Consider the following 18,860-nt stretch of genomic DNA (forward strand, 5'->3'; position numbering starts at 1 on the left):
AATGGCCAGACTGACCGAAGATGCCAAGGGCGTCTATGTGATCGCCGTAACCCCCTTCACCGATGACGGCGCGCTCGATCTCGCCAGTATCGACAGCATGGTCGATTTCTACGAGGGCGCCGGCGTCACCGGCCTGACGGTGCTTGGCCAACTCGGCGAGGCTCCGAAGCTGACCGCCGAGGAATCGCGGACAGTCGTCCAACGGGTGCTGAAGCGTCTCGACGGGCGCCTCCCCGTCGTCGTCGGCGTTTCGGCGCCAGGGCTTGCGCCGATGAGCGAACTCGCCGAAGCCGTCATGGGTGAGGGTGCGGCCGGTGTCATGGTCGCGCCGCCCTGGACCGTCAAGACCGACGATCAGGCTTTCGCCTTCTACCAGTCGGTCGGCGAGGCCCTGGGCGATACGCCCTTCGTGCTGCAGGATTATCCGCTCACCACCAATGTGACGATTGCGCCCAAGGTCATCGAGCGCATCGTCAACGAGGTGCCCAATTGCGTCATGCTCAAGCACGAGGATTGGCCGGGTCTTTCGAAAATCTCAGCACTTCGCGCCGCCAGCGACAAGGGCACCATGCGGCGTATCTCCATCCTCTGCGGCAATGGCGGGCTTTTCCTGCCCGAAGAGATGGGCCGCGGCGCCGATGGCGCAATGACCGGCTTTTGTTATCCGGAGATGATGGTTGGCGTCGTCGAGGCCTATGCAGCCGGAAATCCCGATCGCGCCCATGCGATCTTCGATGCCTATCTGCCGCTCGCCCGCTACGAACAGCAGCAGGGCATCGGCCTTGCCTCGCGCAAATATGTGCTTGCCAAGCGCGGCGTGATCAAGTCCGCCACCCTGCGCAAGCCGGGCGCCAAGCTCTCAACGCTCGATATTACGGATGTCGAGCGGCTGCTGGCGCGCCAGGCCATCCGCCTCAAGGAGATCGGGGCGTAACGCACCGGCGCAAATCCGAAGCCGCTGGATCATCGCTATGGCGCTGCAGCGCGAGCATATGGGTATGCCCATCTCGTCCGTGAGGCTGAAACCCGAGCGACTCCCAGAACCTCGCCGCACCATCGTTTCCCGCATGAACGGTGACGACGTTGCAGCAGGACCGCGCATGATCGAGCAGAGCCAGGGCAAGCATCCGGCCGATGCCGCGCCCGCGCATTGCGGGACGAATATAGAAACGCCGCATCCGCAGCGCCCCTGACATGGCCGTTTCGACAGTCATGCCGCCGATGCCGGCGAGCACCTCATCGGCATAGGCGCCAAGCAGCCTTTCGCCGTCACGATCGAACCTGACGGCGCCGGTCGACCATTCGTCGATAAGGCGGGCGACATGGCGATGGCCTTCTTGCCGGGCCTCGCTTTCGAGATCTGCGATCTCCTGTGGCAATCGATCCCGGAACCTGCGGATGTCGATTGTCATGGCAATGCCGAGCTATCTAGATTGCAGGAACCGGGGTCTCGCGGCGCATCGCCGCGGCCGGCAGGCCGACCGGCACGAAACTCGCGTCGCCATCGGCGGCCATGTCACGCACCGTATGTTTCTCCAGCGCCTTGGTCACCTCGTTGAGGTCGCCGTCCAGCTGTTCGGCCGGAATAAGATTGCCGATGACGAAATCGAAGCGGTCGCCGCGTTTGTTCAGCAGTTCGTGGAACACGGTCATGTCGCGAAGCTCTGTCGACCATTTGGCCAGCCAGTAGAACAGGCCGGAATTGCGTGCCGTCATATGGACGGGAAGGATCGGCAGATTGTATTTGCGCGCCAGCCCGACGGCCGAGGTCTTCCACGGACGTTCGTTCAGCCGGCCGTTCGCCCAATAGGCGATACGGCCTGAGGGAAAGAGCACTGTCGCCTTGCCTTCCTTCACCGCATGGTTGGTCAGCTGCAGCGTTTCGCGCGCTTTCAGCTTGCTCTTATGCTCCTCCCGCCATTCGACGGGAATGATCATCTCGGCAAAACGCGGATTGACGCGGATGGCATCGCGATTGGCGAAGAACATCATGTCCGGCCGGCGGGCTTTCAAGAGATCGAACACGGCAACGCCGTCGGCGATGCCGGTCGGATGGTTGCTGACGAGGATGAAGCCGCCGGTATCAGGGATGCGTTCGCCATTGGTGATGCCGATGTCGAGCCTCAGCACATCGCTCAGATATTCGAACGACTGGAAGCCCGGCATTTTGCCGACCGCATTGGCGAATTCGAGCGCCTTATTGTAGCGCAGCAGCGTGTAGAGGAACGGCCGCATGACCGGCCAGAGCGGATTCTTCACGATCCTCTGGCCGCGTTCGGCAATCAGCGTATCGACGATATGACCGGGCTTTCCCTGTGAAACGAGAGCGATCGCTTCCGCGAGCTGTCCGAAAGCCGTCATGGAATCGCGCCGTGCCATGAAAGATCCTGTCTATGGGGTATAAGCTATCGCAGTACAATATGATCGAAGGATGACAAAGGCTTGGCCGGCATTAGCAATTCCATAACTGTTCCTGCTCCAAATTGGCGGACTTGAAGGCAAAATCAAGGCCAGCAACGTGAACGAACTGCTTGTTATCGCCGATCCGCGCCTGATGGCGGAGCGCGCCGCATGGCTTGAAAACCTCGCCCACGAGCGCCGTCTTTCCGAGCATACGCTCGACGCTTACGAGCGCGACACCCGCCAGTTTCTGACCTTTATGACCGGCCATCTCGCCGGCCCGGTGACGCTCCGCGACATCAGGGAATTGCGCCCCGCCGATTTCCGCGCCTTCCTGGCGGCCCGGCGCAAGCAGGGCTCCGGCGCCCGCTCGCTCGGCCGCAATCTCGCCGGTCTCCGTTCGCTGCTGCGCCATCTCGAAAAGAAAGGCCTGGTCAATGCCGCCGGCGCCGGCGCAGTGCGCTCACCGAAACAACCGAAATCGCTGCCCAAGCCGCTGTCGGATACGCAGGCGATCACCGTCGTCAGCGACGACGCCCAACTCCATGACGAACCCTGGATTGCGGCGCGCGATGCGGCTGTCATGACGCTGCTCTACGGCTGCGGCCTGCGCATCTCCGAAGCGCTTGATCTTACTCCCGCCGACCTGCAGAAGGGCGCGACGGTGCTGCGCATCACCGGCAAGGGCAACAAGACGCGGCTGGTGCCATTGCTCTCTGTGGTTTTCGACGCGGTCGAGAAATACCGTGCGCTCTGCCCATACCATCTCGAAAGCGGCGAACCGCTGTTTCGCGGCGCCCGCGGCGGCAAGCTGCAGGCGGCGATCATCCAGCGCACCATGCAGAAGATGCGCAGCGCCTTCGGTCTGCCGGAGACGGCGACACCGCATGCACTGCGCCATTCCTTCGCCACTCACCTGCTTGCCGGCGGCGGCGATCTGCGCACCATTCAGGAACTGCTCGGCCATGCCAGCCTTTCCACAACGCAGGTCTATACCGGCGTCGATGCATCGCGGCTGCTCGAGGTGTATGATCGGGCGCATCCGCGCGCCTAGCGCATCGGCCCGAAAATCGGAATCGATTTTCGGAAAGCTCGATGCGTAGATTGAAAGTGTTACAGCGTCCTTGCGCGACTGAAAGACGCGCGGCGCTGTAATGCATGTCGCCCAAAAGTGTGCAGCGGTTTTGGGGCAACGACATGCATAAACGATAGGCTTAAAGCGCATCGCTTGGATCCGATTGAATGTCAGGCGCTTTAAGCTCTCGTTAAGGCATTCTCTTAAAGGAATATGCGCAAGCCGGGCGTAGAGCATGAAGCCTATGGAGCATGTGATCGGAACACCCATCATGACGACATCAATCGGCCGCCGGACGTCTTACCTCGCAGTGCCGGCCAATCTGTTGCTCTGGCTGATCGCAGCCTTTCACATGCTGCTTCTTGCCGCGCTGTTTGTCGCCTTCCTGACGGCAAGGCCGGCGGCGGCCGAAGACGTGGCCTGCACCGGCCGCAACCTGATGGTCGAGCTGCGGCAGAACGACCCTGCCCGCTATGCCGAGGCGCTGAAGGAAGCCGACGCCACGCCGAACGGCAAGGGCATCTTCTGGAAGGTCGAAAAGCCGGGACTTGCACCCTCGTGGCTGCTCGGCAGCATGCATGTCACCGATCCGCGCGTGCTCGCCCTGCCACCGCGCGCCCAGGCCGCCCATGACGCTGCCGACACGATTGTCATCGAATCCGACGAGATCCTCGATGAGCGGAAGGCGACCGCCGCCCTGCTCGCAAAGCCGGAGCTGACGATGTTCACCGACGGCACGACGATCGACAAGCTGCTTTCTCCCGAGGACTACAAGCGCCTCGAAACCGGCCTCAAGCAGCGCGGTATCCCGCTCAGCGCCGTTTCCCGCATGCGGCCCTGGATGATCTCGAGCGCCGTCGCCCTGCCGGCCTGCGAAATCGCCCGCAAGGCAAAAGGCGTGCAATTCCTCGACCAGAAGATCGCCACCGATGCTGTTGCTCAGGGCAAACAGGTCAAGGGGCTGGAAACCCTTGCCGAACAGATCCAGGCCATGGCCGATCTGCCGGTCGAATTCCATCTGAAATCGCTGATCGAGACGCTGGAACTCGGCGACAAGATGAGCGATGTCGTCGAGACGATGACCGACCTGTACCTCTCCGGTGATATCGGCATGACCATGCCGATGTTGAAAACCGTGACACCGGAGGATGAAGGCGACAACAGCGACTATGCCGCCTTCGAACAGCGCGTCATCCTCGACCGCAACAAGGTGATGGCCGAGCGCGCCGCCCCCATCCTCGACGGTGGCAACGTCTTCATGGCCGTCGGCGCCCTGCATCTGCCCGGCAAGGACGGCGTTATCGAACTGCTACGCCAGCAGGGCTTCACCGTGACCGCGGTAAACTGAACCCGCCGGTCAGCCGAGCGTCATGCGACGCAGAACATTGCTTTTCCAATAGAACTGATGGACGAGGGCGCCGGCGACATGCGCCGCGATCAGCGCCCAGAGAATGATCTTCAGGACATCCGCGTGGAACGAACCGGCGGGATCGATACCGAAATAGTAGGCGGCGATGCCCGAAACCGGCATTGCGAAGATCAGGATGTAGAGGCCGGCATGGGCAAGCCTCGCTGCAAGACGGAAGATCGCCGGCTCCTGTGCGACCTCGTCCGGAACGCCCTTGGTAAAACGCAGCCCGAGCCTGAGGACGGCAAGCAGCAGGATGGCGATGCCGACATAGGCATGGATATTCGCCGACGAAATCTGCTCCGGCGTCGGTACCTGGCCTCTGCGCATCAGCCGATGCCAGATATTCATGCCGTCGGGAAACAGCAGGTTGAAGAAAATCAGCAGCGCCACGGCCCAGTGAAGAAAACGCTGGCTCAGGCTGTAATTCACGATGGACGGCTGCTGCATTTCTGGACCTTCACGAATGCTCAACTCAACGATACGCAACAACTAAAACAGCCGCCTGCCTTCCGGCAAGCGGCTGTATGCTTTGTTACGAATATGTAAGATTACATATGGATCGGCTTGAAGAAGGTTGCGAGCGCAGCCTCTTTCAGCGCCTCCGACATTGTAGGATGCGCGTGGCAGGTACGGCCGAGATCTTCCGAGGAACCGCCGAACTCCATCAGCACGGCGATCTCGTGGATCATTTCGCCGGCGCCGAAGCCGACGATATGGCCGCCGAGCACCCGGTCGGTTTCCTTGTCGGCAAGGATCTTGACGAAGCCGTCCGTTGCCAGCATCGCGCGAGCGCGGCCATTCGCCGTGAAGGGGAACTTGCCGACCTTGTAGGCGACGCCTGCCGCCTTCAGCTCTTCCTCGGTCTTGCCGACGGAAGCGATTTCCGGCTGGGTGTAGACGACGCTCGGAATGACCTCGTAGTTCACATGGCCGTGCTGTCCGGCGAGGATTTCGGCAAGCGCCACGCCCTCATCTTCCGCCTTGTGCGCCAGCATCGGACCCTTGACCACATCGCCGATCGCATAGATGCCGGCGACATTGGTCTTGAAGTGACCGTCGATCTCGACGCGGCCGCGATTGTCGAGCGTAACACCGGCTTCTTCGAGGCCGAGGCCCGCCGTATAGGGCTTGCGGCCGGTGGCGATCAGCACGACTTCGGCGTCGAGCGTCACCTTGTCGCCGCCCTTGACGGGCTCGAAAGTGACCTTGGCGCCCTTGTCGCCCTTTTCGACGCCTGTGACCTTGGCGCTGAGATTGAAATCGATACCCTGCTTGGCAAGCATACGCTGGAATTGCTTGGAGACTTCGCCGTCCATGCCGCCAAGGATGGTATCGAGATATTCGACGACGGTGACTTTGGCGCCGAGGCGAGACCAGACGGAACCGAGCTCGAGGCCGATGACGCCGCCGCCGACGACGATCAGCGTTTCCGGCACCTTATCCAGCGCGATGCCGCCGGTGGACGAGATGATGGTCTTTTCATCGATCTCGACCTGCACGCCGGGAATGCCGGCGACGTCGGAGCCGGTGGCGATGACGATGTTCTTGCCTTCGATCTCCTGCACCTTGCCGTCATCGGCGGTGACGGAAACCTTGCCGGCCGAGACGATCTTGCCGATGCCCTGGAAGGTATCGATCTTATTCTTCTTGAAGAGGAAGGCGACGCCGTCGACATTCGACTTCACCGTCGCATCCTTGTGGGCCATCATATTGCCGAGATTGAGCGTCGGCGCCGGGACGTCGATACCGAGCGCGCTCATCCCGTGGCCGGCCTGATGGAACATTTCGGAGGCATGCAGCAGCGCCTTCGATGGAATGCAGCCGACGTTCAGGCAGGTGCCGCCATAGGTCGCCCGCTTTTCGACGACGGCGACCTTGAGGCCGAGCTGCGCCGCCTTGACGGCGCAAACATAGCCGCCCGGGCCGGTTCCGATAATGATCACATCGTAGGACATTGCTTCTTTCCCTTTGGATTTTTCGTCTGGAGCATGATGCCGAAAAGTGTGAGCGGTTTTCGGACGACATCATGCTCTAACTATTTAATTTAGAACAGGATTCAGATTTTAGGCCGACCCGGCCTAAATCATCCTGTTCTAGGCGGCCGCGCGCGACATCAGGCCGAGGAATTCGAGAATATATTGCATGCTGTTTTTCCCAGTCGTTCTAGCGGCCGCCGCTCACATTGAGGATCGCGCCGGTTATATAGGAAGCCGACGGAGACAGAAGGTAGAGGATCGCATCGGCCACTTCCTCGGGCGTGCCCGCGCGCTGCATCGGGATCGACGGCGCCAGCTCGCGCGGCCGATCCGGCAGACCGCCGGAGGCATGGAGGTCGGTTTCGATGACGCCGGGCCTTATCGCATTCACGCGGATGCCCTCGGCAGCGACCTCGCGCGCCAGCCCGACGGTGAAGGTGTCGATCGCCGCCTTCGAAGCGGCATAATCGACATACTGCGTCGCCGAACCGAGGATCGCCGCCATCGACGAGATATTGACGATCGCCCCGCCCTGCCCGCCATGCCGGCTCGACATGCGGCGTATGGCCTCTGCGGCGCAGAGTATGGAGCCGGTCACATTGACGCGCAGCATGCGCTCGATTCGCTCCGCCGACATCTCGTCGATACGCTGCGGATAGTCGACGATGCCGGCATTGTTGACGAGCCCGTCGAGCCGGCCGAAATGCCGGTCGACCGCCGTAAACATCGAGACGATATCCGCTGCCTTGCCGACATCGCCTTGGACTGCCACGGCCTCGCCGCCGCTTGCGGCGATCGAAGCCACAACGGCATCCGCGGCTTGACGGTTGGCGGCGTAGTTCACCGCGACACGCCAGCCCTGGCGCGCGGCAAGCCGTGAAGCCGCAGCGCCGATGCCTCGGCTTCCGCCGGTAATGAGAACAACAGGTGTATCGCTCATGTCGCACACTCCTTAAATGTCAGCACGTCCCACGGTGCTACCACGGCCTTGCCCTCACCCCAGGCGCTGGATTCGCGGATGGCGGGACCAAGGCCGGGAAGCACGAGCTTTTCGGCCGCTTCGGCGCCTTCGGGCTGCAGATTGTCCATCTCGCCCTCGGCATCCATGCCGTAGACAGCGCCCTGCCAGACCGTGCAGGCATTGAGATCGGCGCCGGTCGCATCGCCTTCCGGGCAATTGAACATCAGGATGCCGATGGCGCGCACCGGATCTTCCGATGGCATGACATAACCTTCCATCACGACAGGTGTCTTAAGCGCGCTGACCTTGAATTGGTTGCTGGCGGCGGCCGACGGAGAATTCAGCGGTGCAAAGCGCAATTCATAGGCACCATCGCGATCGACGTAGACGGCCTGCTCCTGCTTGCATGCGGCACCGAACGTGGATGCCGGAACGACGAAAAACGCGGCGGCTGCGATTGCGGCCACGCCTATCCGTCTCGCCGTGATCCTGATCCTTCCGCTCATTGCAGCTTCGGCTCCCTCCGCCCGTCGGCATTCTCGACAACGCTGAAATCCGTCAGCAGCACCAGTGCACGGCCGTCCTTGTCGAGCCCCCAGAAGACCGGATAGAAACCGTCACCCCAGCCGCTCCAGAACACCGCGACATTGCCTCGTCTGCCGGCGACCGGCCGGTGCAGCGCATAAGTGCCCTTGTTGGCCTCAAGCTCCGACGCCAGCACGTCGTCGTAATAGTTGACGTCGGAACCCGCTTTCTGCGCCTGCACCTGCTCTTCACGTTCTCCGATCAAATCAAGCGTATCGGCATCCATGTAGCATCCGAGGCCGGCATCGACGGCGTAGCCGAAGATCTCGCCGTCCTTCAGCGTCGCCGTGTCCTGCCCGGGCAGGACCGCAAGCTCCCAATGATCCGGCTTGCCCTCGGCAAACCGCATGCTGGCGGCGGCGATGCGCCCGAAGGCCTGGTAGAGCGTCACCGGATAATCGCCCGGCGCAACCTTTCTTGCGAGCGCCGGACGATCAGGCTGGGCGAGCGGATCGGCGGCAATGATGTGCCCCGAGGTCAGCGCGACATTGCCCATATGGATCGCGCCGATCGACCGGCCGGAGAGTTCGGCATCGCTCAGCGCCACCAGCTCGAAATTGCTGCTTGCCTTGCTGATGTCCCAGCCGGCAGCCGATGCGGAGACCGGAATATGCGCGGCGGCAGCGCAAAGAAGAAGGCGCGCCGCTCGCATGATCCGGTTCCGCATCGAAAGCGCTCCCTTAGAGATCGAGAACCAGACGTTCCGGATCTTCCAGGCTTTCCTTGACGCGCACGAGGAAGGTGACCGCTTCCTTGCCGTCGACGATGCGGTGATCGTAGGACAGCGCCAGATACATCATCGGACGGATGACCACCTGACCGCCGATCGCGACCGGCCGCTCCTGGATCTTGTGCATGCCGAGAATGCCGGACTGCGGCGCGTTGAGGATCGGCGAAGACATCAGCGAACCGTAGACGCCGCCATTGGTGATCGTGAAGGTGCCGCCCTGCATATCGGCCATGGAGAGCGAGCCATCACGGGCTGCCTTGGCAAGACGGCCGAGCTCCTTCTCGATTTCGGCGATCGACATCTGGTCGGCGTCGCGGATGACAGGAACGACGAGGCCCTTGTCCGTGCCGACGGCCATGCCGACATGGCAGTAGTTCTTGTAGATGACGTCGGTGCCGTCGATTTCGGCGTTGACGGCCGGCAATTCCTTCAGTGCATGCGTCACCGCCTTGGTGAAGAAGCCCATGAAGCCGAGCTTGACGCCGTGCTTCTTCTCGAAAATGTCCTTGTACTTGTTGCGCAGATCCATGACTGCCTTCATGTCCACCTCGTTGTAGGTGGTCAGCATGGCGGCGGTGTTCTGCGCATCCTTGAGGCGCTTGGCGATCGTCTGGCGCAGGCGCGTCATCTTCACGCGCTCTTCGCGCGAGGCATCCTCGACCGTCGACGGGCCACGCGCGGCGGCAGGCGTTGCTGCGGGTGCGGCCGCCGGAGCGGAAATTCCCTTGGCGACGGCGGCGATGACGTCGCCTTTCAGCACCTGGCCGCGCTTGCCGCTACCGTCGACCTGATCGGCGGAAAGGTTGTTTTCGGCAAGCATCTTCGAAGCCGCCGGTGCCGGCGGCATGGTGGAGACGGAAGCGCTCGATGACGACGATGCAGCGGCGGCAACTGGCGCTGGCTGGGCAGCCGCCGCCGGGGCTGGCTGGGCAGGCGCGGCGGCCGGTGCAGCAGCAGCCGGCGCGGCAGCAGCGGCAGCACCTTCGGCGATCTGGCCGAGCAGCGCGCCGAGGCCGACGGTCTCGCCGGCGGCAACGACGATTTCCGAAAGCGTGCCGGAGGCGGGTGCTGGAACTTCGATGGTCACCTTGTCGGTTTCAAGCTCGAGAATCGGCTCGTCGGCCTTGATGACGTCGCCGACCTTCTTGAACCAGGTGCCGACGGTTGCCTCGCTGACGGATTCACCGAGAGTTGGAACGCGGATTTCTGTGGCCATTGTTCAGATCCTGATTTCGTGTGTTTTCGTTTATGTGTTTCAGACGGCGGGCGGCCGCGAGATGATCGAAGGCATCGGCAGGATATCGAAACGGAAGCCGAAACCGGAAGTAATGATCGGATCGCCGTCGGCAAGAACCTGTGCCGCCGCCTGATCCTCGACTTCGACGATCGCCATGCCCCAAGCGCCTTCACCCTCGAAGACAGGACCGACTATTATCGCCGATCCCGCAAGGGCGTGCCGATGCCAGTATTCGACATGGCGTTTCATCGCCGCCATTTCCTCCCCGGTCCCGTCATGCGGGAAAGTGGGGCGCGGCGGCTGCAGTCTCAGAAAGAAATAAGCCATTGCGCCCCCCCGTGTTTTAACCGCCCAATGCATCCTCGAGGAATGCGGCGAGCTGCGACAGATGCTTGGACATCAGACCCGTCGCCGGCGAGGCGGCGGCCGGACGGCCGGTATAACGGACGCGCTGGTATTTTGCGTCGATATGGGCGAGCACCCATTCGAGGAAGGGGTCGATGAACGACCAGGCGCCCATGTTCTTCGGCTCTTCCTGGCACCAGACCATCTCGGCATTGCGGAAGCGCGACAGCTCGTTGATGAGCGCCTTTGCCGGGAACGGATAGAGCTGCTCGACGCGTAAGAGATAGATGTCGTCGATGCCACGCTTTTCACGCTCTTCGAGAAGATCGTAATAGACCTTGCCGGAGCACATGACGACGCGGCGGATCTTGTTGTCCTTCTGCAGCTTGATCGGGCCGTCCTTGATCACCTCGGCATCGTCCCAGAGCAGGCGATGGAAGGCGGATTCGCCGGCCATTTCGGCAAGCGTGGAGACCGCCCGCTTGTGGCGCAGCAGCGATTTCGGCGTCATCAGGATCAGCGGCTTGCGGAAGTCGCGCTTCACCTGCCGGCGCAGGATGTGGAAGTAGTTCGCCGGCGTCGTGACGTTGGCGACCTGCATGTTATCCTCAGCGCAAAGCTGGAGGAAACGCTCGAGGCGGGCCGAGGAATGTTCCGGACCTTGACCTTCATAGCCGTGCGGCAGAAGGCAGACGAGGCCCGACATGCGCAGCCACTTGCGTTCGCCCGACGAGATGAACTGGTCGAAAACCACCTGTGCGCCGTTGGCGAAATCGCCGAACTGCGCTTCCCAGAGCGTCAGCGCATTCGGGCGGGCGAGCGAATAGCCATATTCGAAACCGAGCACGGCCTCTTCCGAAAGCATCGAATTGATGACTTCGTAGCGCCCCTGCGTCGGCGAAAGATTGGCGAGCGGGATGTAGCGCTCTTCGGTTTCCTGATCATAGAGAACCGAGTGGCGCTGCGAGAAGGTGCCGCGTTCGCAATCCTGGCCGGACAGGCGGATCTTGCTGCCTTCGACGCAGAGCGCACCGAAGGAGAGCGCTTCGGCCATCGCCCAGTCAATACCCTCGCCGGTGGCGATCATGTTGGCGCGGTTTTCCATGAAGCGCTGGATCGTCCGGTGCGCATTGAAGCCCGCCGGGATCTCAGAGAGCTTGCGGCCGATATCCTTCAGCGTCTTCATCGGCACGGCGGTCTTGCCACGGCGCTGCTCGTCGGCATTGTCGGCCGTGCGCAGGCCCGACCACTCGCCGTCCAGCCAGTCGGCCTTGTTCGGCTTGTAGTGCTGGCCAGCCTCGAACTCCTGTTCGAGATGGGCGCGCCAATCGGCCTTCATCTTCTCGACTTCGCCGTCGGTGAGCAGGCCCTCGGCGACGAGCCGGGCCGCATAGAGCTGCAGCACAGTCTTGTGGGCGCGGATCACCTTGTACATCTTCGGCTGCGTGAAGGACGGTTCGTCGCCTTCATTGTGGCCGTAGCGGCGGTAGCAGAACAGGTCGAGCACAACCGGCTTGTGGAACTTCATGCGGAATTCAGTGGCGATCTTGGCCCCATAAACCACCGCTTCCGGATCGTCGCCGTTGACGTGCAGGATCGGCGCCTCGATCATCTTGGCGACGTCGGACGGGTAGGGCGACGAGCGCGAGAAGGCCGGGTTTGTGGTGAAGCCGATCTGGTTGTTGATGATCACATGCATGGTGCCGGCAACGCGGTGGCCGCGCAGACCGGAAAGGCCGAGGATTTCGGCAATGACACCCTGGCCGGCAAAAGCCGCGTCGCCATGGATCAGCAGCGGCAGAACCTTGGCGCGTTCGGAAAGCGGGATGATGTCGCCGTCCCAGACGGTGGCGTTCATATCCTGCTTGGCGCGGGCCTTGCCCATGACGACGGGATCGACGATTTCGAGATGCGAGGGGTTCGCCGTCAGCGAAACGTGGATCTTGTTGCCGTCGAATTCGCGGTCGGAGGAGGCACCGAGATGGTACTTGACGTCACCCGAGCCCTCGACCTCGTCGGGAGCGGCCGAGCCGCCCTTGAACTCGTGGAAGATCGCCCGGTGCGGCTTACCCATGACCTGGGAGAGCACGTTCAGACGGCCGCGATGGGCCATGCCGAACACGGCTTCCTTGAGGCCGAGATGACCGCCTCGCTTGAGGATCTGCTCCAGCGCCGGGATCAGCGATTCGCCGCCGTCGAGACCGAAACGCTTCGTGCCTTTGAACTTGACGTCGAGGAACTGCTCGTAGCCTTCGGCTTCGACCAGCTTGGCAAGGATCGCCTTCTTGCCTTCCGGCGTGAAGGCCACACCCTTGTCCGGTCCTTCGATGCGCTCCTGGATCCAGGCCTTCTCTTCAGGATTGGAGATATGCATGAATTCGACGCCGAGCGTCGAGCAATAGGTGCGCTCGAGGATTTCGATCATCTCGCGGATGGTCGCGTATTCGAGGCCGAGCACGTTGTCGATGAAGATCTTGCGATCGTAATCTGCGGCCGTGAAACCGTAATTCTCCGCCGACAGCTCGTGGTAGTCGTCGACGGGAGCGGCGATGCCGAGCGGGTCGAGCTTGGCATGCAGGTGGCCGCGCATGCGGTAGGCGCGGATCATCATGATGGCGCGCACGGAATCGCGCGTCGCCTGTAGCACCTCGGTGCTGTCGGCAGGCTTGCCCTGAGCTTCGGCCTTGGCCTTGACCTTGGTCTCGATCACCTTCTCGACGATGCCCCAGTCGCCATCCAGAGCCGACACCAGATCGCCGCTTGCCTGAAGCGGCCAGTTCTTCTTGCGCCAGGAAGGCCCTTTGGCCGCCCTCTTCACATCGCTGGGATCCTCCTCCAGCGCCTTGAAGAAAGACCGCCACTGATCGTCGACCGATGCGGGATCTTCTTCGTACCGCGCGTAGAGCTGCTCGATATAGGCAGCGTTGGCGCCATCCAGAAACGAGGTGATCTGAAACTGCTCGTTGGCTTCTTGCCGTGCCATGGTGATATGCGGACGCTTCCGTCCGCCTCCTGACTTTGATGAATTTGCCGGCTTGATGGCCGGCTGCCGCATTCGATTGCCGCCTGTCCGCGGCGCATCTGCTGGTTTCGTGTTGTCGAGGCCGGGCGGAAGGCGCAGATGCCGTTCCTCCGCCCGGTCTATATAGGTGGCTTAGCCCTTGAGGACTTCAACCAGCGTCTTGCCGAGGCGGGCCGGAGAGGGCGACACCTTGATGCCTGCCGATTCCATCGCCGCGATCTTCGATTCCGCATCGCCCTTGCCGCCGGAAACCACAGCGCCGGCGTGGCCCATGGTGCGGCCCTTCGGCGCCGTACGGCCGGCAATGAAGCCAGCCATCGGCTTCTTGCGGCCCTTCTTGGCTTCGTCCTTGAGGAACTGGGCCGCGTCTTCTTCAGCCGCACCGCCGATTTCGCCGATCATGATGATCGACTGGGTGGCTTTGTCGGCCAGGAACATTTCCAGGACGTCGATGAACTCGGTGCCCTTGACCGGGTCGCCGCCGATGCCGACGGCCGTCGTCTGGCCGAGACCTTCATTGGAGGTCTGGAACACGGCTTCATAGGTCAGCGTGCCCGAGCGGGAAACGATACCGACCGAACCCTTGCGGAAGATCGAGCCCGGCATGATGCCGATCTTGCATTCTTCCGGCGTCAGGATACCCGGGCAGTTCGGGCCGAGCAGGCGCGACTTGGAGCGGTCGAGGCGAGCCTTGACCCGCACCATGTCCATGACCGGGATGCCTTCGGTGATGCAGGTGATGAACGGGATCTCGGCGTCGATCGCCTCGATGATCGCGTCGGCAGCACCAGCCGGCGGAACATAGATGACGGACGCGTTGGCGCCGGTCTTTTCCTTGCCTTCGGCAACGGTTGCAAAGATCGGCAGGCTTTCGCCCTTCGCGCCGGTCCAGGTTTCGCCACCCTTCTTCGGGTGGATACCACCGACCATCTGGGTGCCGTAGTAAGCGAGCGCCTGTTCGGTGTGGAACGTGCCGGTCTTGCCGGTTAGGCCCTGAACGAGAACCTTGGTGTCTTTGTTGACGAGAATGGACATGCGAGGCCTTTGTTTAGGAGAGGTTGGAAGACGTGGGGGACGCACGACGATAGACGCCGCTGACGACCTCCTGCCAAGTATCGCTGCCTGCAGGCGAAAAGCTGACGCCCATCCGGTAGCAGTCTTCATTTTCAAATGTGAATACGGTGCGCTGGCTGCCGCGCGGCGAAGTCTTCATCAGCACAAGCTCATTGCCGTTCCACTCGCCGGACGCCGGCACAGGCGGCGCAAAACCTGCGGTGTCGAACTGGTAGAGCTTGTAGGTCTTGTCCGAAGCATCGAAGCCGAAAACATTTCGCGCCTCGAACGAAACAGCACCATCGCGCGTCTGGCGATAGCGCTGCTCGAGGAAGAACCCGCCGAACAACGCCTCGCCGGAAAACTCAGCACTGGCCTTGCCTTCACTCGTCCACGCCGACGCCGCGACACGCTCATCCCCTTCCCACACGCCGGCGAAGGCGTTGAGGCGGAAATGAGCAGCGGAGGGCGTGGACTGAAAGGCCATGATCGTTCTCAGCCGTTGATCGCCGCGACGATCTTCTTGGCCGCATCGTCCAAGTCGTCGGCAGCCGTGATCGCCAGACCCGACTCGTTCAGGATCTTCTTGCCGAGCTCGACATTGGTGCCTTCAAGGCGCACGACGAGCGGAACCTTGAGACCGACTTCCTTGACCGCAGCAATGACGCCCTCGGCAATGACATCGCACTTCATGATGCCGCCGAAGATGTTGACGAGAATGCCTTCGACCTTGGGATCTGCGGTGATGATCTTGAAAGCCGCAGCAACCTTCTCCTTGCCGGCGCCACCGCCGACGTCGCAGAAGTTAGCCGGCTCCTTGCCGTAGAGCTTGATGATGTCCATCGTCGCCATGGCAAGGCCTGCACCATTGACCATGCAGCCGATATTGCCGTCGAGCGCGACATAGGCGAGGTCCCACTTCGAGGCCTCGATTTCCTTGGCGTCTTCTTCGGTCTCGTCGCGCAACGTCTTGACGTCGTCGTGACGGAAGAGCGCATTGCCATCGAAAGACATCTTGGCATCGAGGACGCGCAGGTGGCCATCCTTCATGACGATCAGCGGATTGACCTCCAGCAGAGCCATGTCCTTCTCGCCGAAAGCCTTATAGAGCGTCGGGAAAAGCGTCTTGGCGTCTTCGGCAGCAGCACCATCGAGCTGAAGTGCCCTAGAGATCGCAGCAACGTCGGCAGCCGTCACGCCGGCTTCCGGATCGATGGCGATCGTCTGGATCTTCTCAGGCGTGTCGTGGGCGACAGCTTCGATGTCCATGCCGCCTTCGGTCGATACGACGAAGGCCACGCGACCGACCGAGCGGTCGACAAGGATCGAGCAATAGAGTTCGCGAGCAATGTCGGCGCCGTCTTCGATATACAGACGGTTGACCTGCTTACCGGCTTCGCCGGTCTGGGCGGTCACCAGCGTATTTCCGAGCATTTCCTTGGCGTGGGAAACGACTTCCTCGATCGACTTGGCGAGGCGAACGCCGCCCTTGGCGTCAGGGCCGAGTTCCTTGAACTTGCCCTTGCCGCGGCCGCCGGCATGGATCTGGCTCTTGACCACGTAAAGCGGACCGGGAAGCGACTTGGCGGCAGCCTCGGCTTCTTCAACCTTGAGAATAGCCACACCTTCGGCAACCGGCGCGCCATAGCCCTTCAGCAGAGCCTTGGCCTGATATTCATGAATGTTCATGGGTCTATCCCTATTTCGATTACTTCAGCGCCAATCACTTCAGCGCAGGCGCGATGTTGATGCAGGCTTCGCAGAGACCGGCGACGGCGCCGACGGACTTGTCGAAGGCTTCCTTCTCGGTCTTGTTGAGATCAATCTCGATGATCCGCTCGACGCCGCCGGCGCCGATGACGGTGGGAACGCCGACATACATGTCCTTGACGCCGTACTGGCCGGAGAGGTGGGCAGCACAGGGCAGAACACGCTTCTTGTCCTTGAGGTAGGATTCGGCCATCTCGATCGCCGAGGCGGCCGGCGCGTAATAGGCCGAGCCGGTCTTCAGCAGGCCGACGATTTCGGCGCCGCCATCACGGGTGCGCTGGATGATCTCTTCGAGGCGCTCCTTGGTGACCCAGCCCATGGTGACGAGATCGGTGAGCGGAATGCCGCCGACCGTCGAGTAGCGGGCGAGCGGTACCATCGTGTCGCCGTGGCCGCCGAGAACGAAGGCCGTGACGTCCTGGACGGACACGTTGAATTCCTTGGCGAGGAAGAGGCGGAAGCGCGAGGAGTCGAGAACGCCGGCCATGCCGACGACCTTGTTGGCCGGAAGGCCGGAAAACTTCTGCAGCGCCCAGACCATGGCGTCGAGCGGGTTGGTAATGCAGATCACGAAGGCGTTCGGCGCATACTTCTTGATGCCGGCGCCAACCTGCTCCATGACCTTGAGGTTGATGCCGAGAAGATCGTCGCGGCTCATGCCGGGCTTGCGGGCGACGCCTGCGGTGACGATGCAGACGTCAGCGCCTTCGATCGCGGAATAGTCGCTGGCACCGGTCAGATTGACGTCGAAACCTTCGACGGGCGACGACTGGGAGATATCGAGACCTTTGCCCTGGGGAATGCCGTCCGCGATGTCGAAGAGAACGATGTCGCCCAGTTCCTTCAGGCCGGCGAGGTGCGCCAGCGTGCCACCAATCATGCCAGAACCAATGAGTGCGATCTTGTTACGCGCCATTTTCGCTGTTTCCTTTGCGATCAAATTCGTCGAACGGACGCGCAAGGCACCGCCCAATGACGCAATCGCATAGACCCAAAGGCAAAAAATGGCAATTCATTATTTTTGATGCAGCGTTTTCAATCGTTTAGATACAAAAATTCTTACGTAAACGTAAAAGATTCTGTCACTGAAATGTTACTCTGCGGCGCGCCTCTCATGGTGCAGTGCAAGATATTCCGCACTGCGCATCTCAAACAGGCGCGACACCGTGCGGTCGAATTCGAAGCCTTCGGTGCCGCGACGCTGCAACAGCAGTTCCTCCGGCATCGCCGCCGCGGAAATGTAAAGCCGCACGGCATGATCGTAGAACGTATCGACCATAATGATGAACCGTTTGATCTGGTTCCGCTTTTCCGGTCCGAGCAACGGAATGTGATCGACAAAGACCATATCGAAGCGTTCGGCGATGGCGAGGAAGTCGACCGCGCCTAGCGGTTTGTCGCAAAGATCGGTGAAAGAGAACCGCGCCATGCGGTCGATGGCGAGCGGCACATGGATGTGGCGCCCCTTCATCGGAATATCCAGCGGCTGCGCCTTGCGCCCATGCAGCGCCTGTGTCCAGGACGCATCCATCGCCATGTCGTTATGCTCGTTGATCGGCACCAGATAGACCGGCTGGCTGCTCAGCTTCTCCATCCGGTAGTCGGTCGGCGAATCCAGGGTGACGACATCGACATGCTGCTTGAGCAGGCCGACGAACGGCAGGAAGAGGCCGCGATTGAGACCATCCGTGTAGAGATTGTCGGGCTCGACGTTCGAGGTCGCGACCAGCACGCATCCGCGCGCGAAAAGCTCGGAGAACAACCGCGACAGGATCATCGCATCGGCGATGTCGGTGACCGTGAACTCGTCGAAGCAGAGCAGCTCGGCCTCGTCGTAAAGCGCTGCGGCGACCGGCGGCATCGGATCGGCCTGCTTCGTCTCGCCGTTCTTGAGCTTCAGCCGGTGCGCCGCGATGCGGTTGTGCACATCCGCCATGAATTCGTGGAAATGCGCCCGCCGTTTTTTCCTGCACGGCGCCATCGCGAAGAACATATCCATCAGCATGGTCTTGCCGCGCCCGACGCTGCCGTGGATATAAAGCCCCTTGATGCCGTCGGCGGATTTCTTCCTGGCGGCAAACAGCCAGCCGAGCGCACTCGATTTTGCCGCCGGCCGCAGCTGCTTCAGGCCGGCAAGCACCCGATCGAGGCTCTTTGCCACGTCCATCTGGGCGGAATCGACCTGAAGGGCGCCCGATGCGGTCAGCGCTTTAAGCTGTTCGCAGACGCTGAGCGCATAATCCGGCATTGGTTGCATGAGGGCATATCCGCCTGTCAGTCAACGGCGGAGACCCG

At 61.7% G+C, this 18,860-nt stretch carries 18 protein-coding genes; 3 read left to right on the top strand and 15 right to left on the bottom strand.

Annotated elements, in window-relative coordinates:
- Position 1: 1 nt before the first annotated feature.
- The gene (locus CUJ84_RS20745) at positions 2-934 is read left to right on the top strand and encodes a dihydrodipicolinate synthase family protein (protein WP_105007574.1); all 933 of its coding nucleotides are present in this window, start codon (positions 2-4) and stop codon (positions 932-934) included.
- Here the strand turns inward: CUJ84_RS20745 and CUJ84_RS20750 are convergent.
- Positions 915-1,412, bottom strand: coding sequence for a GNAT family N-acetyltransferase (locus CUJ84_RS20750; RefSeq protein ID WP_105007575.1), 498 nt, complete (start codon positions 1,410-1,412; stop codon positions 915-917). The two genes, CUJ84_RS20745 and CUJ84_RS20750, sit on opposite strands and share 20 nt — an antisense overlap.
- Before the next feature lie 16 nt (positions 1,413-1,428).
- Complete coding sequence (locus CUJ84_RS20755) at positions 1,429-2,379, bottom strand: GNAT family N-acetyltransferase (RefSeq protein WP_105007576.1); 951 nt, start codon at positions 2,377-2,379, stop codon at positions 1,429-1,431.
- A 139-nt stretch (positions 2,380-2,518) separates the two neighbouring features.
- Between CUJ84_RS20755 and CUJ84_RS20760 the strand changes: the two genes are divergently transcribed.
- Together CUJ84_RS20760 and CUJ84_RS20765 are read left to right on the top strand one after the other, a co-directional pair.
- Positions 2,519-3,454 carry a tyrosine recombinase XerC gene (locus CUJ84_RS20760; RefSeq protein WP_027682576.1) on the top strand — a complete coding sequence of 312 codons (936 nt, stop codon included), beginning with the start codon at positions 2,519-2,521 and terminating at the stop codon, positions 3,452-3,454.
- A gap of 292 nt (positions 3,455-3,746) precedes the next feature.
- On the top strand, positions 3,747-4,823 hold the full coding sequence (locus CUJ84_RS20765) for a TraB/GumN family protein (RefSeq protein WP_105008264.1): 1,077 nt from the start codon (positions 3,747-3,749) through the stop codon (positions 4,821-4,823).
- A gap of 9 nt (positions 4,824-4,832) precedes the next feature.
- Here CUJ84_RS20765 and CUJ84_RS20770 read toward each other — a convergent pair whose 3' ends face one another.
- The 13 genes from CUJ84_RS20770 to zapE form a co-directional block, all read right to left on the bottom strand.
- Entirely contained in the window at positions 4,833-5,333 is a 501-nt protein-coding gene (locus CUJ84_RS20770) for a cytochrome b (RefSeq protein WP_105007577.1), read from the bottom strand.
- A 101-nt stretch (positions 5,334-5,434) separates the two neighbouring features.
- Positions 5,435-6,841 (bottom strand): dihydrolipoyl dehydrogenase, encoded by a 1,407-nt coding sequence (gene lpdA, locus CUJ84_RS20775; RefSeq protein ID WP_105007578.1) that lies wholly within the window; start codon positions 6,839-6,841, stop codon positions 5,435-5,437.
- 208 nt (positions 6,842-7,049) lie between these two features.
- Complete coding sequence (locus tag CUJ84_RS20780; RefSeq protein ID WP_105007579.1) at positions 7,050-7,802, bottom strand: SDR family oxidoreductase; 753 nt, start codon at positions 7,800-7,802, stop codon at positions 7,050-7,052.
- Positions 7,799-8,329, bottom strand: a complete 531-nt coding sequence (locus CUJ84_RS20785; protein ID WP_105007580.1) for a hypothetical protein — start codon at positions 8,327-8,329, stop codon at positions 7,799-7,801. Before CUJ84_RS20785 ends, CUJ84_RS20780 begins: the two co-directional genes overlap by 4 nt.
- Positions 8,326-9,075: a DUF4241 domain-containing protein gene (locus CUJ84_RS20790; RefSeq protein ID WP_105007581.1), complete on the bottom strand. Its 750-nt coding sequence runs from the start codon at positions 9,073-9,075 to the stop codon at positions 8,326-8,328. The genes CUJ84_RS20785 and CUJ84_RS20790 overlap by 4 nt, the downstream gene beginning before the upstream one ends.
- A 13-nt stretch (positions 9,076-9,088) precedes the next feature.
- Positions 9,089-10,354 carry a 2-oxoglutarate dehydrogenase complex dihydrolipoyllysine-residue succinyltransferase gene (gene odhB / locus CUJ84_RS20795; RefSeq protein ID WP_105007582.1) on the bottom strand — a complete coding sequence of 422 codons (1,266 nt, stop codon included), beginning with the start codon at positions 10,352-10,354 and terminating at the stop codon, positions 9,089-9,091.
- Positions 10,355-10,393: 39 nt separating this feature from the next.
- Positions 10,394-10,702 carry a YciI family protein gene (locus CUJ84_RS20800; protein WP_026230950.1) on the bottom strand — a complete coding sequence of 103 codons (309 nt, stop codon included), beginning with the start codon at positions 10,700-10,702 and terminating at the stop codon, positions 10,394-10,396.
- 16 nt (positions 10,703-10,718) lie between these two features.
- Complete coding sequence (locus CUJ84_RS20805; RefSeq protein ID WP_105008265.1) at positions 10,719-13,703, bottom strand: 2-oxoglutarate dehydrogenase E1 component; 2,985 nt, start codon at positions 13,701-13,703, stop codon at positions 10,719-10,721.
- A gap of 171 nt (positions 13,704-13,874) precedes the next feature.
- Positions 13,875-14,777, bottom strand: coding sequence for a succinate--CoA ligase subunit alpha (gene sucD / locus CUJ84_RS20810; protein ID WP_105007583.1), 903 nt, complete (start codon positions 14,775-14,777; stop codon positions 13,875-13,877).
- Positions 14,778-14,790: 13 nt separating this feature from the next.
- Complete coding sequence (locus CUJ84_RS20815; RefSeq protein WP_018482679.1) at positions 14,791-15,282, bottom strand: DUF1579 family protein; 492 nt, start codon at positions 15,280-15,282, stop codon at positions 14,791-14,793.
- Between the two features lie 8 nt (positions 15,283-15,290).
- On the bottom strand, positions 15,291-16,484 hold the full coding sequence (gene sucC / locus CUJ84_RS20820; RefSeq protein WP_105007584.1) for an ADP-forming succinate--CoA ligase subunit beta: 1,194 nt from the start codon (positions 16,482-16,484) through the stop codon (positions 15,291-15,293).
- A 34-nt stretch (positions 16,485-16,518) separates the two neighbouring features.
- Positions 16,519-17,481: a malate dehydrogenase gene (gene mdh / locus CUJ84_RS20825; protein WP_003543522.1), complete on the bottom strand. Its 963-nt coding sequence runs from the start codon at positions 17,479-17,481 to the stop codon at positions 16,519-16,521.
- A gap of 177 nt (positions 17,482-17,658) precedes the next feature.
- On the bottom strand, positions 17,659-18,822 hold the full coding sequence (gene zapE, locus CUJ84_RS20830) for a cell division protein ZapE (RefSeq protein WP_105007585.1): 1,164 nt from the start codon (positions 18,820-18,822) through the stop codon (positions 17,659-17,661).
- Positions 18,823-18,860 lie beyond the last annotated feature (38 nt).

This window comes from Rhizobium leguminosarum, assembly GCF_002953715.1.
GTDB lineage: Bacteria > Pseudomonadota > Alphaproteobacteria > Rhizobiales > Rhizobiaceae > Rhizobium > Rhizobium leguminosarum_V.